The 16405-nt window shown below is 52.1% G+C and carries 13 protein-coding genes; 8 read left to right on the top strand and 5 right to left on the bottom strand.

The features are described from left to right. Positions 1–4: 4 nt before the first annotated feature. The 4 genes from prfA to kdsA all read left to right on the top strand — a co-directional run bounded on the left by prfA (position 5) and on the right by kdsA (position 3881). Positions 5–1090, top strand: coding sequence for a peptide chain release factor 1 (gene prfA, locus OB87_RS07545; protein ID WP_033568830.1), 1086 nt, complete (start codon positions 5–7; stop codon positions 1088–1090). Further along, a complete protein-coding gene (prmC, locus tag OB87_RS07540; protein WP_033568829.1) occupies positions 1087–1938 on the top strand; it encodes a peptide chain release factor N(5)-glutamine methyltransferase in 852 nt (283 codons plus the stop codon). The genes prfA and prmC overlap by 4 nt, the downstream gene beginning before the upstream one ends. A 222-nt stretch (positions 1939–2160) precedes the next feature. Beyond that, a complete protein-coding gene (sirB1, locus tag OB87_RS07535) occupies positions 2161–2970 on the top strand; it encodes an invasion regulator SirB1 (RefSeq protein WP_033568828.1) in 810 nt (269 codons plus the stop codon). Positions 2971–3026: 56 nt separating this feature from the next. Continuing rightward, positions 3027–3881, top strand: a complete 855-nt coding sequence (kdsA, locus tag OB87_RS07530) for a 3-deoxy-8-phosphooctulonate synthase (protein WP_033568827.1) — start codon at positions 3027–3029, stop codon at positions 3879–3881. Positions 3882–3940: 59 nt separating this feature from the next. On the opposite strand, the gene ydgH is transcribed toward kdsA, so the two are convergent. Further along, positions 3941–4891 (bottom strand): DUF1471 family protein YdgH, encoded by a 951-nt coding sequence (ydgH, locus tag OB87_RS07525; protein WP_033568826.1) that lies wholly within the window; start codon positions 4889–4891, stop codon positions 3941–3943. A 510-nt stretch (positions 4892–5401) separates the two neighbouring features. On the opposite strand from ydgH, the gene pntA reads away from it, so the two are divergent. After that, a complete protein-coding gene (gene pntA / locus OB87_RS07520; protein ID WP_033568825.1) occupies positions 5402–6934 on the top strand; it encodes a Re/Si-specific NAD(P)(+) transhydrogenase subunit alpha in 1533 nt (510 codons plus the stop codon). Positions 6935–6944: 10 nt separating this feature from the next. After that, a complete protein-coding gene (gene pntB, locus OB87_RS07515) occupies positions 6945–8333 on the top strand; it encodes a Re/Si-specific NAD(P)(+) transhydrogenase subunit beta (RefSeq protein ID WP_033568824.1) in 1389 nt (462 codons plus the stop codon). A gap of 92 nt (positions 8334–8425) precedes the next feature. Here pntB and uspE read toward each other — a convergent pair whose 3' ends face one another. From uspE to OB87_RS07495, 4 genes are all read right to left on the bottom strand, one after another. Continuing rightward, a complete protein-coding gene (uspE, locus tag OB87_RS07510; protein WP_033568823.1) occupies positions 8426–9391 on the bottom strand; it encodes a universal stress protein UspE in 966 nt (321 codons plus the stop codon). Between the two features lie 133 nt (positions 9392–9524). After that, the gene (fnr, locus tag OB87_RS07505; protein WP_022633602.1) at positions 9525–10277 is read right to left on the bottom strand and encodes a fumarate/nitrate reduction transcriptional regulator Fnr; all 753 of its coding nucleotides are present in this window, start codon (positions 10275–10277) and stop codon (positions 9525–9527) included. A 162-nt stretch (positions 10278–10439) separates the two neighbouring features. Further along, positions 10440–10979 carry a methylated-DNA--[protein]-cysteine S-methyltransferase gene (gene ogt / locus OB87_RS07500; RefSeq protein WP_033568822.1) on the bottom strand — a complete coding sequence of 180 codons (540 nt, stop codon included), beginning with the start codon at positions 10977–10979 and terminating at the stop codon, positions 10440–10442. Positions 10980–11153: 174 nt separating this feature from the next. Continuing rightward, a complete protein-coding gene (locus tag OB87_RS07495; RefSeq protein ID WP_033568821.1) occupies positions 11154–13097 on the bottom strand; it encodes a methyl-accepting chemotaxis protein in 1944 nt (647 codons plus the stop codon). Positions 13098–13570: 473 nt separating this feature from the next. Between OB87_RS07495 and OB87_RS07490 the strand changes: the two genes are divergently transcribed. Continuing rightward, entirely contained in the window at positions 13571–14140 is a 570-nt protein-coding gene (locus OB87_RS07490) for a hypothetical protein (protein ID WP_033568820.1), read from the top strand. A 225-nt stretch (positions 14141–14365) separates the two neighbouring features. Then, complete coding sequence (locus OB87_RS07485) at positions 14366–16324, top strand: methyl-accepting chemotaxis protein (RefSeq protein WP_033568819.1); 1959 nt, start codon at positions 14366–14368, stop codon at positions 16322–16324. Positions 16325–16405: the final 81 nt, after the last annotated feature.

Raw genomic sequence — 16405 nt, 5'->3', positions numbered from 1 at the left:
CCGCATGAAGTCTTCTATTGTTGCCAAACTGGAAGCGTTACAAGAGCGCCATGAAGAAGTGCAGGCGCTGCTGGGAGAACCCAGCGTGATTGCCGATATGGACCGTTTCCGGGCATTGTCCCGCGAGTACGCGCAACTTACCGACATTACCCTTTGCTTTCAGCGCTGGCAGCAGACGCAGGATGATCTCGCCACGGCCGAGCTGATGCTGGATGATCCCGAAATGCGTGACCTGGCGCAGGACGAACTGAAAGCAGCCAAAGCGGCTACCGAAGAGCTGGAACAGCAACTGCAAGTGTTGCTGTTGCCGAAGGACCCGGATGATGAACGCGGTTGTTTCCTCGAAATTCGCGCTGGCACCGGTGGCGATGAAGCAGCATTGTTTGCTGGCGATTTGTTCCGTATGTACAGCCGTTATGCCGAATCCCGTCGCTGGAAAGTTGAAATCATGAGTGCAAACGACGGTGAACACGGCGGCTATAAAGAGATGATTGCCAAGGTAGTGGGCGACGGCGCTTACGGTCAGTTGAAATTTGAATCTGGCGGTCATCGGGTGCAGCGCGTACCCGCGACTGAGTCGCAAGGGCGTATCCATACCTCTGCTTGTACCGTCGCCGTGATGCCGGAAGTGCCGGAAGCGGAACTGCCAGATATCAACCCTTCCGATCTGAAAATCGATACCTTCCGTTCCTCCGGTGCGGGTGGGCAGCACGTTAACACCACCGATTCTGCTATCCGTATTACCCATCTGCCGACCGGTATTGTGGTGGAGTGTCAGGATGAGCGCTCACAGCACAAGAACAAAGCCAAAGCATTGTCGGTGCTGGCGGCACGCATTCGCGCTGCGGAAATGCAAAAACGTCAGCAGGAGGAAGCCTCGACCCGGCGCAATTTGTTGGGCAGCGGTGACCGTTCCGACCGTATCCGCACCTATAACTTCCCACAGGGAAGGGTGACCGATCATCGCATCAACCTGACGCTCTATCGCCTGGACGAAGCGATGGAGGGCAAACTGGACATGCTGATTCAGCCTATTGTGCAGGAATATCAGGCGGATCAACTGGCGGCGCTGGCCGAGCAGGATCAATGAATTATCAGCATTGGCTGAAACAGGCGGTGGCCCGGCTGCAAGCGAGCGACAGCCCGAAGCGAGACGCCGAGATCCTACTGGAGCATGTAACCGGTAAACGCCGTACGTTTCTGCTGGCGTTTGGCGAAACCGAGTTGAGCGACGAAGCGCTTTCGGCGTTAGAAGCCTTGCTGGCGCGCCGCGCCACTGGTGAGCCGATTGCCTACCTGGTCGGCCAACGGGAATTCTGGTCATTGCCGCTGGCGGTATCACCCGCGACGCTGATCCCGCGTCCGGATACCGAGTGTCTGGTTGAGCAGGCGTTGGCGCGTTTACCCGCCGACGCGTCATCGGTACTGGATTTGGGCACCGGCACCGGGGCGATTGCGCTGGCGATTGCGCATGAGCGGCCGGATTGCCAGGTGGTGGGTATTGATCGTCAACCTGAGGCGGTGGCATTAGCCAGTCATAACGCCAGCCAGTTGGGGATCGCCAACGCCCGGTTTTTGTCGGGAGACTGGTTTTCGCCGCTGGATGGACAACGTTTTGCTCTGATTGTCAGTAACCCCCCCTATATTGATGAGCATGATCCGCACTTGTCGCGTGGCGATGTGCGCTTCGAACCAGCCAGCGCACTGGTGGCTGGTGACGCGGGGTTGGCTGATTTACGGCACATTATCCGGCAGGCGGGGGCATTTTTGCTGGATAATGGCTGGTTGTTACTGGAACATGGCTGGCAGCAGGGTGACGCGGTACGGTCATTACTGACACAGTATGGATTTGTGCAGGTGAAAACCTGTCGTGATTATGGCGACAATGAGCGGGTGACGTTGGGGCAATGGCCTCAGGGCGCAACCTGCGTGTGTTGAGTGGGACCTCTGCTTGTGTCGTCGGGAGTTGAGCGGGATCACATTGGCAATGATTAGCCATGATTATCGCTTTCCGTTTCGGATAGACCTGCTGACGAGCGCCAGGTTTGGCATTATTATCTGATCCGCTGGCTTCCGCACCCGCAAGGCATACATAAACTGAGAGAGAAATTTGCTTTTTCAGACGTGTAGCTGACGTTATCTTTGCTTGATGGAATAACTATGAGTTCTATTGCTGATTTTGAATTTAACCAATCACTCTTAAGTGAAGGCGTGATGTTGGTTTCCCAGTCAATACGCCGCGATTTTTCCGCGCAGGAAGTGAGACAAAATCTGCAGCAACTCGTTGAAGAAGCACGAGCGACTATTTCCGATGAGCTGGATCAGGATCAACAGCTGGAGCAACTCATTGAACTTTTCTTCCACACCTGGGGCTTTGGTGGTGCCAGTGGCGTTTACCATTTATCCGACGTCCTGTGGTTGGATAACGTGCTGGCGACCCGACAGGGAATGCCCGTATCGCTGGGAATCATTTTCCTGCATATCGCCAATCAATTAGGGCTGCCGCTGATGCCGGTCATTTTCCCCACTCAGCTGATTCTACGTGCTGACTGGCTCGACGATGAAATGTGGCTGATTAACCCGCTGAACGGTGACACGCTGAGTGAGCATGTGTTGGAAGTGTGGTTAAAAGGTAATCTGGGCCCTTCCACCAGGTTGATGGATAGCGATCTGGATGAAGCGGAAAACGTGATGATTGTCCGTAAGCTGCTGGATACGCTCAAAGTTGCACTGATGGAAGAGAAACAGATGGAGCTGGCGTTGCGTGCCAGTGAAGCTGTATTGCAATTTGACCCGGAAGATCCATATGAAATCCGTGACCGTGGCCTGATTTACGCACAGCTGGAGTGCGACCATATCGCTTTGTCTGATCTGAGCTATTTTGTGGAACAATGCCCGGAAGATCCTGTTAGCGAAATGATCAAGGTGCAGATTCACTCCATCGAGCAGAAGCAGATTGTGCTGCACTAGTTCGGGAAAGCGCCTGAACCCCGATCATCTGATTTATCCGACAATAAGGTAAGTTTATGAACAATAAAGTGGTTAACATCGGAGATATCCCGGTTGCCAACTCTCTGCCGTTTGTACTGTTTGGCGGTATGAATGTGCTCGAATCCCGCGATCTGGCGATGCGGATTTGCGAACACTATGTCGTGGTAACGCAGAAACTGGGTATCCCCTATGTTTTCAAGGCGTCTTTTGATAAGGCGAACCGCTCCTCCATCCACTCTTACCGTGGTCCGGGCCTGGAAGAAGGCATGAAGATCTTCCAGGAGCTGAAGCAGACGTTTGGTGTAAAAATCATTACCGATGTGCATGAGCCGCAGCAGGCACAACCAGTATCTGAAGTGGTGGATGTGATTCAGTTACCGGCATTCCTCGCGCGTCAGACTGACCTGGTAGAAGCCATGGCGAAAACCGGCGCGGTTATCAACATCAAAAAACCGCAGTTCATCAGCCCAGGGCAGGTGGGCAACATCGTGGATAAATTCCGCGAGGGTGGCAATGAACAGGTGATTTTGTGCGATCGTGGCAGCAACTTTGGTTACGACAACCTGGTTGTGGATATGCTGGGTTTTAATGTCATGAAGCAAGCCTCTCATGGCGCGCCGGTGATTTTCGACGTTACCCATGCGCTGCAATGCCGCGACCCGTTTGGTGCTGCATCTGGCGGACGCCGTGCTCAGGTGGCTGAGCTGGCGCGTGCCGGTATGGCGGTCGGGATTGCCGGGCTGTTTATTGAAGCGCATCCGGAGCCGAACAGCGCCATGTGTGACGGTCCTTCCGCGTTGCCGCTGGATAAACTGGAGCCGTTCCTGCAACAGATGAAAGCCATTGATGATCTGGTGAAAAGTTTTCCTGAGCTGGATACCAGCAACTGATTTTTCGTCAGACGTAAAAAAACCGCCGATTGGCGGTTTTTTTTATGCGCAGAGCAAAGTTATTTGTACAAATCGGCACCGATGGTGTAGTGGTCGCCTTTTTCCTGCCACTCTCTGGTGATGTGGTAGAACTTGGCACCTTTCTTCGCTGCCTGTTTGGCCACTTCTTCAGAGATATCGGTCGGGCTGCTGAAACTGCCGCGCAGAGTAATGGAGTCAAACGGTGCCATCTGTGCTGCCGTTGCGTTATTCAGTTCCTGAATTTTGGTGCCGTCAGGCATGGTGACACTGTAACGTGGCCCAACAGAGGAGGACTGCGTTTGGAAGAAATTACCCACCTTGTCACTCAGGCTGGAAGAGGTTGCTACGCCGGGGATTTCCACTTTGGACGCCGCTGCGCCGCCAGCGGCAATTGCCGCTTTACCGGCTTCTGAGTCGGCTGGGATGGCGTCTGGGCTTTGCACCTGGCGTTTCGCTGCATCTTTCTTGTAGACGAACGCAGTGATGGACTGTGTCGCGCCGCTGGAGTTGATATCAACCTGACGCACAATATAGAAGGAATAAGCATTCTTCTCTTTGGCGGCTTTGCCAATGGCTTCATTGACTTCCGGCTGATTGCCAAAGTAACCGGTGACCGTAACGGTGTCATACGGTTCCAGACGCACCGCTTCATCTTTCGGTAACTCTTTTACGCCACTGAATTCGCGGTGAGAGGTATCTTTAACTGCGGCTGGGGCGTCTTTTTTATACAAATCGACGGTGACCTGCCAGCGGCCACCATTGACTTCGGAGCTACCCTGAATATAAAACGCGGCGGCTCCTCGCTCATCGGCCTTTTTAGAGGCATCGGCCGCTGCTTCGTAAATCGCGTCATAACGACCGAAAAAGGTGATGCGTTCAAAGGGCTGCAATGATTGTGCTTTTTCTGGCGTAAGTTCCTGCGCAGCCTGCGCCGAAAACGCTACTATTGATAAAAGAGTGGATGCAACAACGCTAGTTTTCAGCTTCATAAAAAATCCTTTCGCCTGACGCAATTCGGTAAATACGTACCAAGCCGTTTTCTGTTGTAGCCGCTGATTATGGCACGGAACCTGACGTTATGCCTCTGCATTTTAAGCCAAATCCCGTAAAACCACGGTGTTAATAATGGAAGAAAAGAAAAATGGAAATAATCACTATTAATAACCTAATTCCTATCATAAATGATATTTATCAGAATTAGCCTGGTTAACAAGGCGTTAACAGTGGCTTTTTGTGAGATGGTTCGAAACATTGATATGGTAATAATGATAGAAAAATCTGTTTTAGCTGTGATTTTTAACCATGAATAGGCATCGTAACCTGCCAAAATTCTGCTTTTAGAACTTAATGGTTTTAGCGGTGGATCATTAATTCCATTTTAAGTAGGTTATAAAGGGACTTATCGTTATTGCCGAGGGTGCTGGCAACGGCGACAAGTTAGTTTTTAGGTGATTGACACAACCATATAAAACCTTCGTGACAACGAAAAGGGATTCACAATGCGTATTGGTGTACCAAAAGAGAGGTTGGCCAATGAAGCCCGTGTCGCAGCCACGCCAAAAACGGTGGAGCAACTGCTGAAATTGGGTTTTGAGGTCGCCGTTGAGCGTGGAGCTGGGAAACTCGCCAGCTTTGAGGATGAGGCTTACGAGCAAGCTGGCGCGACGATTCTGGATACGGCGGCTGTCTGGCAGAGCGATATCCTGCTCAAGGTTAACGCCCCGCTGGATGACGAAGTGGAATGGACCCGTGCCGGTAGTACGATTATCAGCTTTATCTGGCCAGCCCAGAATCCAGCTCTGCTGGAAACGTTGGCGGCGCGCCAGGTAACGGTATTGGCGATGGATTCCGTTCCCCGTATTTCACGCGCCCAGTCTATGGATGCGCTGAGTTCGATGGCGAATATTGCAGGCTATCGTGCGATTGTTGAAGCCGCGCATGAATTCGGTCGTTTCTTCACCGGGCAGATCACGGCGGCAGGTAAAGTCCCTCCGGCTAAGGTACTGATTATTGGTGCCGGTGTGGCTGGCCTGGCGGCGATTGGTGCGGCAGGCAGCCTGGGTGCCATCGTGCGTGCATTTGATACCCGCCCGGAAGTGAAAGAGCAGGTTAAAAGCATGGGTGCCGAGTTCCTGGAACTGGAATTCGAAGAAGAGGCTGGCAGCGGCGATGGCTACGCTAAAGTGATGTCCGAAGCCTTTATCAACGCTGAAATGGCGTTGTTTGCCGCGCAGGCGCAAGAGGTGGACATTATTGTCACCACGGCACTGATTCCAGGCAAACCGGCTCCACGCTTGATCACCAAAGAGATGGTGCAGAGCATGAAGCCCGGCAGTGTGATTGTCGACCTGGCGGCCCAGACCGGTGGCAACTGCGAATTGACCGTCGCGGATCAGGTCACGGTGACGGAAAATGGTGTGAAAATCATCGGTTATACCGATCTGCCGAGTCGCTTGTCGACGCAATCTTCACAATTGTACGGCACCAATCTGGTGAACCTGTTGAAGCTGCTGTGCAAAGAGAAAAACGGCGAGATCGATATCGATTTCGACGATAACGTCATCCGTGGCGTGACGGTCATCAAGTCTGGCGAAATTACCTGGCCGGCACCGCCGATTCAGGTTTCCGCTCAGCCGCAGCAGGCAAAACCCGCCGCCGCCGCTGTCGCACAGCAGGACGCTAAACCCGCGTCGCCCTGGAAAAAATTCATTTTCATCGCTATCGCTATCGTGCTGTTTGGCTGGCTGGCAAATGTGGCACCGAAAGAGTTCCTGTCGCACTTCACCGTATTCGCATTGTCTTGCGTGGTGGGGTACTACGTGGTCTGGAATGTCAGCCACGCACTGCATACGCCGTTGATGTCGGTCACCAATGCTATTTCCGGCATCATTGTGGTGGGCGCGTTGTTGCAGATCGGGCATGGTGGATGGGTGTCCTTTTTCTCCTTCATCGCTGTGCTGATCGCCAGCATCAATATTTTCGGCGGATTTACCGTCACTCAGCGTATGCTGAAAATGTTCCGCAAGAATTAAGGGGTAACGGATGTCTGGAGGATTAGTAACGGCAGCATACATCGTTGCTGCAATTTTGTTTATTTTCAGCCTGGCTGGCTTATCCAAACACGAGACGTCCCGTCAGGGGAACATTTTCGGCATCAGCGGGATGACCATTGCATTGTTAGCGACCATTCTGGGGCCGAGCGCAGGCAACGTGGGGTGGATTATCGCGGCGATGGTGATTGGTGGCGCTATCGGCGTGCATCTGGCTCGTAAGGTGGAAATGACCGAGATGCCGGAGCTGGTGGCGATTCTGCACAGTTTTGTCGGTTTTGCTGCGGTGCTGGTCGGTTTTAACAGCTTTATCGGCGAAGGCGATATTGCTGACCCGATCATGGAAAATATCCATCTGACCGAAGTGTTTCTGGGTATTTTCATCGGTGCTGTGACCTTTACCGGCTCGATCGTTGCGTTTGGTAAGCTGCGTGGTTTGATCTCATCCAAACCGTTGATGCTGCCTAACCGTCATAAGTTGAATCTGCTGGCTTTGGTATTGTCATTCCTGTTGTTACTGGTGTTCGTCAAAACTAACAGTGTGGCGATGCAAGGGTTTGCCCTGTTGCTGATGACGCTGATTGCGTTGGCGTTTGGTTGGCATCTGGTGGCGTCTATTGGTGGTGCGGACATGCCGGTGGTGGTTTCCATGCTGAACTCCTATTCCGGTTGGGCCGCGGCGGCGGCGGGTTTCATGCTGAGCAACGACCTGCTGATCGTTACCGGTGCGTTAGTGGGGTCTTCTGGTGCCATTCTGTCCTACATTATGTGTAAGGCGATGAACCGGTCGTTCATTAGCGTCATTGCCGGTGGTTTTGGTACAGATGGCTCTTCGACTGGCAGTGATGATGCGGTTGGCGAACATCGCGAAACCACCGCGGAAGAGGTGGCCGAGCTGCTGAAAAACTCCACGTCGGTGATCATTACGCCGGGATACGGTATGGCAGTGGCACAAGCACAGTATCCGGTGCATGACATTACTGCCAAACTGCGTGCTCGTGGTATCAACGTGCGTTTCGGTATTCACCCGGTTGCCGGACGTTTGCCAGGACATATGAACGTTCTACTGGCGGAAGCCAAGGTGCCTTACGACATCGTGCTGGAAATGGATGAAATCAATGATGATTTCGTCGATACCGACACCGTGCTGGTGATTGGTGCCAACGATACCGTCAACCCGGCGGCACAGGAAGATCCACATAGTCCGATTGCGGGTATGCCGGTGCTGGAAGTGTGGAAGGCGCAGAACGTGATTGTGTTCAAGCGTTCGATGAATACCGGCTACGCTGGTGTGCAGAATCCGTTGTTCTTCAAAGAAAATACCCAGATGCTGTTTGGCGATGCCAAAGAAAGCGTCGAAGCGATTCTGAAAGCACTATAAGCCTGAATCCCGCCAGAAGACGGCGGTTGCAGAAACACAACGGGGGCCGTCTGGCCCCCGTTGCTATTTGATGATGGTAAGCGTGCCGGACGTCAGGCGCTTTCATCCGGGTTATCGGCCTCTCCCTGTAGCGTTACCGGCGAGACGAAATCGTCCGGTTTGATAGCCAACAGGTCGCACTTCAGGTGGTCAATGACATGTTCCACCGTATTGCCGATAAAGGCAGCAGACAATCCGGTGCGCCCCAGTGACCCCAGCACCACTACGCCAGCCTGCAAATGTTCGGCCAGGTCGGGGATGACTTCTTCTGGTAGCCCTTTCTCTACGTGGGTAACGCGTTCGTCCAGGTTGAATTTCTGTCGCAGAGATTTCATTGCCAGCAGATGCTGACCACGAATGGCACCGTTGTAAACGCCGGGATCGAAATCCGGTAACTCGATAGCGATATTGATGGGGGTGACTGGATAGGCACCGACCAGATGAACCTCGGTCTGATTGACCTGACGGGCCAGGTCCAATGCTTCCGACACCAGTTTGATATTAAGTGGATCGTGATACGGGTCTTCGCTAGCCAGATTCACGGCCACCAGCGCACGGCTGTCTTCCGGCCACGGCTGATCTTTTACCATCCACACCGGGCAGGGGCACTTCCGTAGCAACTGCCAATCGGTGGGGGTAAAAATCACCGCTTCCAGCCGGTCGTGCTGATGAGCCATTTTGAGCAATAAGTCGTGCTTTCCGGCGATCACCTCCTGAATAATGGCTTCATAAGGTTTGTTATGCCAGACCACCTTGATATCAATAGTGATTCCTGCATCAAGATAGTATTTACACTGCTCCGCAATCCATTCGGTTCGTTGGGCGATAACCCCTTGTCTCATCTCGGTTCTTTCGTCCGGAGAGAGCAGGGTGGTCATTTCGTAGGAAAAGTCGTAGATAGGCAAAAATGCCTTGATACGGCCACCAAGTCGCTGGACCAGATAGACGGCCCGCCGCAACGCGGGCTGGTCATCCTGATTGGGGTCAATAGCTACCAGTAAGTTCTGATACTTCGCCATAGCTCCTCCTGTTGGCTGTCACTCTGCAGCCTGCCCGTTAAGAGTAACGCAAGGAAATCGCTTTGAACAACTGGTGATGAAGACCGGATCAACAATTCAGAGCAATCATTGATCCAGTCAGGGAGAGGGGGTGTTACGCTTTGCTACGTGACGTACCGGCTAACTCAGCCAGCGTTTCGATATTCTCGATGGTGATGTATTTGCCTTTTACCGCCAGCATCCCGCTTTTCTGGAATCGGCCAAGCAGACGGCTGATGGTTTCCACCGTCAAACCAAGGTAGTTGCCGATGTCGCCACGAGTCATGGTCAGGCGGAATTCACGAGGTGAAAAACCACGCTGAGCAAAACGGCGAGACAGGTTGTAGATGAACGCCGCCAGACGCTCTTCGGCGTTTTTCTTCGATAACAGCAGGATCATGTCCTGATCGCCGCGGATTTCGCCGCTCATCAGCCGCATCATCTGCTGACGCAGGTTGGGCATTTTGCCGGACAGGTCATCCAGCGTTTCAAAGGGAATCTCGCACACCATCGACGTTTCCAGCGCCTGCGCAAAGCTCGGGTGCTGGGCATTGCCGATGGCGTCAAATCCAACCAGGTCACCGGCCAAATGGAAACCGGTGATCTGTTCATCACCCTGTTCGGTGATGGTGTAGCTTTTGATGGTGCCTGAGCGGATGGCGTACAGCGATTTCAGCTCATCGCCGGCCTTGAACAACGCCTGCCCTTTCTGGATGGGTTTTTTCCTTTCGATGATGTTGTCGAGCTGGTCAAGTTCATGCTCGTTCAGCGTGAAAGGAATACACAGTTGGCTGATGCTGCAGTCCTGACAATGGATTGCACAACCGCCAGACTGAATGCGTCGGATTATTCGCTTTTCAGGAATCATAGACTTTACTCAGGCGATAATTGATATCGGTCAATTTTAACAGCTTTTATTGGGTCTGATAAGCTCTGCTATCTCCGGAACTGACTAATAAATAGTGAGCTTATTAATATTTTTACCATCACATTCGGATTTTTACCCTGGCGCTACGCTAACCTCGGTAACTTAATGGCTGGTATTGAATAAATTCTGCTGCGGCAAATACCCTTCATGCGTTAATAACCATTGTTTGCGATGAATGCCGCCAGCATAGCCGGTGAGCGCACCTTGTGCGCCGATGACGCGATGGCAGGGAACCACGATACTGATGGGGTTGGCACCATTTGCCAGACCAACCGCACGGGCGGCACCCGGTTGCCCGAGCCTGGCAGCTAGCTCACCATAAGTTATTGTACTACCACAGGATATCGTGCGAAGAGCCTGCCATACCTGGCGCTGAAAATCTGTCCCGGCGGCGGCAACTGGCAACGTTTCTATGCTATGCAGCTCGCCAGCAAAATAGGCGTGCAGAGTATCAGTTAATCCACCAGGATTACCACAGGCTTTTAACACGAATGGATCATTGCGATAACGCTTATTGAGCGATTGATATAATTTTTCTTCATATTCACACCATTCCACCGCCCTTAAGTGATAATTCTCATCGGCAATTAATAATAAATCCCCAATGGGGGTAGGTAATGTGTCAAATAAGAATGTCTGCATAAATATCGTGTTGTGAAACGTCGGTCAATTAAGACAACGTGATAACCTGATTTAAGCGTGGGCAGCATTGTCGCTTTAATAGCGCCGTCTGTCACATAAAAACTGCATGATTTTTTCAGGAAAATGACGGAGTCGACGAGGGGGAATGGCTGTCGACTCCGGTTATCGAGGCGGTTAGGATGAGGCGAGTTTTTGCAAGGTAGTCAACTGGTTGACGGCATCCTGCATGGCATCCATACCTCTGGCAAGATCTTTCAAATTATTCAGATTGGCGCTCATCTTGGCCCGATCCTTATCGGTTTCAGCGCTCATGTCTGCGATTTGATTTGCCGCCGAGATGCTTTTATCCGCCATCTGCGTTGTTGTCGTTACCGTCTGCTGTGCGATGGCTCGGATATGCGCAATGGTTTCAACGGCTTCGTTGATGCTGTGCGTTGTGGCGTCCACCTGCTCTTTGGAGGAGCTAGCCAGTTTGCGTACCTCATCGGCTACCACGGCGAATCCCCGGCCTGCCTCGCCAGCACGAGCGGCTTCGACTGCCGCATTCAGCGCCAGCAGATTGGTTTTATCCGCAATAGCATTGATACCACTGGTGATATGACTGATGCCTTTTGAGATTCGCTCCAGGTCGTTGAGGCCGGTTTCCAGCCGTGATTGCGCTTCCTGAGTTTTTGAGGCGGATTCGCTAATTGCGCGAATACTGGCTTGAGCCACATCCAGTGTTTCGCTTTGTTGTAGTGTCGCCTGTTCCAACTGTGGCATGGCCGTTAACAAAGGAGCCAGTGCCTGCTCGTAATCGACGACCTGCTTGACGACGGTAGACTGAATATCGTGCAGGGCTTCCCAACGCCGTAACGCGCGCTGGGCGTAGTGTCCGGCATAGGCAGCGTATTCAACCGGGAAATGCGTCATCGCTTTTACGTCTCGACTGAAGAATGCCAGCGCCGATAGTGTCTGATTAATCGGTACGCCCAGAATCTCCCCAAAACTGGAAAACCCTGCCGCAGGGATGTGCTCAAAGAAATGGGCCCGATCCAGGTTGGTGTTGCCCGCCCGGCGCAATACGCAGTCATTGAGCAGAACAAGATCAGGTTTGCCATATTGCGACATGAATTGTTGCCAGTCGCGCTCGGTCGTGGCGATAAAATCCGTTGATTGCATAAGATACAGACGGTCGCCAAATTCCAGGTCGCAGAAAAACGCAATGCGATCTTCTTTAATTGATGCAACAGAGCGGACGAAGAACTCGTCATTAACCTTAACGGCAAAGGTTTTTCCTGTCAGATGTTGACTGATCTGATCGGGCGGGCAACGTAAGCATGAGGCGATAGCCTCAATGATGGGCTGTTCGTGGCCGTTAGCGTCAAAGACGGATTTAACGGTGCGGGCGACCGGGTCAGCTTCGGCAACCAGCCAGCTTTGTTGTGTTGGATTAAAATTCTGGCTCTTAAACGGTGCAAAGGATTTACCGGGTGCCATCTGGCAGAACACAATCACCGCCTTCCCCTGTAGCACGGTGTTATCCGCACCAATGTAGGTTCCGCTGAAGTCCAACCGCCCGCCCGCCGCCCCGCCAATGGTGAGGCAGGGGAAACGGCGGCAGGCATACCAGGCCTGCATCAGGAAGCCTTCCGAAGCGGCCAGGCCGTCGCAATAAATCAGTGCGAACGTGTTGTCCGAGGAGAGCGGCATACTGACGTCAATGCGCTCTAGTTCCCGTCTGATCGCATCGACTCTGACGCGGGCATTGGGTTTATCATGCATGTGCAAGTCCACCAGATGCACTTCGTGTTTGGCGATCAGCGTCTGGGGCATCCACAACCAACTGCCATAAGGGCCGTTCATGTCGCAATACGTGGAATTATTGCGCTGGCTGCATAATGCGCCGGTGGAGGAGAGGGTAATGACGGTGCGATGGGGGGCGGAGAAACGTTGCCAGGCGCGATTGACCTCCGAAAAATGCGCTTCAGGTGGCACAAATACCAGCAGTAGCCCTGGCTTGGACGGTAATCCGAGGGCTGACAGTGAGGTAGGTAAAGCGTCACAGCGATAGGCCCCACGTGCAGGGCGGTTCCTTTTTAAACCTGGAATTGCGATACGATTCAGGAAAGATGACATGATATCCCCACTCCCTATATTTAAATTAATCTAATGGGAATCCTGAATTCATCCTAAGGGATGCTATCAGGTCAGAGGGTGATCGCGATCACCCACTTATGCGTCGAATAAGCAAGAAATGTATTTCCGTGTGAGGGATCACACCGGTTGTTTTCATGCCGTTATTCCGCTAGCTAGCCGATGGATTACAATAATTAACAAGTAAAAATAATGTAGACTATCTAATGATAGTAGACCCAAAATAATTCGGGTTTCAGGAAAGCCAATACACCTGCAACGTGAAATATGACGGGTATAGAGGAAGGATAGCGCTGAAACCGGTGAGGCAGGGGTAAACGAAAAACAGCCAACATCATAACAACCGAATTGCGGTAAAAATTGACGCTATCACGCTGATAAAAAAGCGATTCGATATATATAGTGTTATCAGGGGATGGTTCATATCAAAAAATCAGGCGTATTGGAGAGAAAAAATGACGAAAAGCGTGATAACGAAAGGACTGTACGGCTTGTTACTGGTGATGCCACTCTATGGTTTTGCTGATAACAGCAATCCGGATCTGATAGCAGGGTATACCTCACAGCAACTGGCCGATGCACTGCCGACGGTCGTCGATGGTTTAAAGCGGTTGAAAGTGGAGGTGGATGCGAAAGAGCATTCGGTACAGACGGAGTATGTGGATACCGTCACCAAGCGTAAGGCGCTGGTAACCATTTATACGCCACCCCTGGCTAACGGGCAGACAGTGGCTGGTGACAGCGAACTGGATTCCGTGGTTGCCAGCTCTGAGAAAGAGATGTTGCGCCAACGCATCCGGCCGGAAAAAAAGGACCTGGTTGCTGACGGTTCACCCACGTTTCGTTGCCTGTTGACGATTTTGAATGACCAGGTGGTTCATTCACTGTGCTCCGCTGTGGTGAAAGGCCGTATTGTTGAAATTCAGCCAGTGACGCTGGTGGATAACAAAATGTTTGAGCCAGCGCAGCAGCGTCAGGCCAGCGCGACGCTGGCGATAGGGAAAAGCTTGCTGGCGGCAAAATAGTCACACCTGTGTCCCGCTGTTTAGCCCTTGCCTTCCGGCAGGGGCTTTTTGTTGATCATCAGATCTCGATGTAAATTAATCATTCGTGATTAAAATAAAGCATTTTATTATATAAAGTGTGACTAATGTCACGTGATTTTGCTAAAAAAACATCATTCTGTTCCGATAAGATAAAAATATCTGTCGCCTTTATCGCGGCGTCTTCCACCTGTCGGAGAAGCAAGGATGAGTGTGTTTGGGAATTATGTTCGAAATTTAAAGATCGCTCACAAGATGTATGGCGGATTTGGCATTGTGCTGCTGTTGGTTATTCTGGCTTCAGCATTTAGCTCAGTTCGTTTTTTTATGATTCAGGACTTGTATGTTAAAAGTTCCGTTATGAATGAAATGGGGAACTTTATTGATCTTACCCGAATTGCCCGTATTAAATTCACCTACACACTTAATAATGACAACCTCAATAATCTGAATAAATACCTTGCGCAGGCTCGCCAGCTCAATGAAAAAGCCAACGCACTACGTTGGGATGCAACGTATCAGGGCGATTTTAGCAATGTGGCGCAGGACTTTACGGAATACGCCAAAAATATTGAGCAAGTCAAAAACAGTGTCGATAGCATGAATGATGTCACGAAAGAGATCGCCGCGCTTGACCAGAAAGATCCCCTGAGCGATGCACTGTACACCAGCTCTAACGATATCAATGTATTACGGCAGTATCATCAGGCCAGCGTACTCTACACGCAACTGGTGGACAAAGTGCATTTGTTGCAAAAAGAAGGCAGCGAGGCGGCATTTAAGTCGATGCAGGGCGGGTATGAACAGGCAAAAAAAGCCTTCGATAACCTGAATGGATTGCTCCCTGCGGAGGCTAAAAATAGCGTCATCGAACTCGGTAACCGAATTGAGCGCTATAACCAGAGTGGTGTGAAATATAACGACAAGCTCAATCAGTTGAGAACGTCTGACTCCGCGCTCAGGGCGACCGGGGACAAGCTGATTAGCGATATCGATGGCATTCTCAAAAAAATCGGCGTTCGTAACAACGATATTATTGATAACTCGGTGCTCCAGACGGTTATTTCCGGCATAGCGGCTGTCGTGCTGGGGTTATTCATTGCCTGGTCCGTCACCCGCCAGATTACCCGACCGGTGATCGCCAATCTGAAACTGGCAGAGAAGATAGCCGACGGTGACTTGTCGGCCAGTGTGGTGGTGGAACGGCATGATGAGCTGGGGCAATTGACTCAGGCGATGATGTCGATGACGGAAAAGCTACGCCATTTGATTGCTGATATCCGCCATAGTGTTTACAGCGTTGCCAACGCATCGTCAGAGATTGCCGCTGGCAACAACGACTTGTCATCACGTACCGAACAGCAGTCGGCAGCGATCGTGGAAACCGCCGCCAGTATGGAACAGCTGACCGCCACGGTGAAAAACAACGCCGACAATGCGCGACATGCCAGCCAGATTTCCGAACAGGCTTCCGGTAACGCCAATCGTGGCGGTGAGATCATCCACAAGGTGATCCAGACGATGGATGATATTTCGGGGAGCTCGAAAAAGATTTCCGATATTACCTCCGTCATCAACAGCATTGCGTTTCAAACCAACATCCTGGCGCTGAACGCGGCGGTGGAAGCCGCGCGAGCCGGTGAACAGGGGCGTGGTTTTGCGGTGGTGGCCGGGGAAGTGCGTAATCTGGCGCAACGCAGTTCCCAGGCGGCCAAAGAGATTGAAGGGCTGATCTCAGAATCGGTGAGCCGGGTGAATACCGGGACGGTGCTGGTGTCGGATTCGGGCAGTGCGATGGATGACATTATGGCATCCGTCAAACGGGTTCACGACATCATGGGCGAAATCGCCTCGGCGTCGGATGAACAGAGCCGCGGCATCGCGCAAATAGGTGCAGCGGTATCGGAAATGGATACCACCATTCAGCAGAATGCTTCAATGGTGCAGGAATCGTCTGCGGCAGCGAACTCGCTGGAAGACGAGGCGGCGAAACTGTCACGGATGGTGTCGGTATTCCGCCTGTCATCACAGGATGAACCCGCGCTTGCTACCCACCCGCGCATGGCGGACAACAAGGCGAAGATAGCGGATCGCAACGTTCGTCCTGCCGCGTTACCGGCCGGTCGTTCAGACAGTTCGTCAGCGGATAATTGGACGACGTTCTGAGCCGACATATTTGCTATGACACAGAAAAACGGCAGGCCCTGGTGGCCTGCCGTTGTGTTTGGGGATGATGCGCTGAACGCT

The organism is Dickeya undicola, from assembly GCF_000784735.1.
Taxonomy (GTDB): Bacteria; Pseudomonadota; Gammaproteobacteria; order Enterobacterales; family Enterobacteriaceae; genus Dickeya; species Dickeya undicola.
Note: the sequence above shows the minus strand (reverse complement) of the source record. Positions and strands in the feature narration are given on the sequence as shown.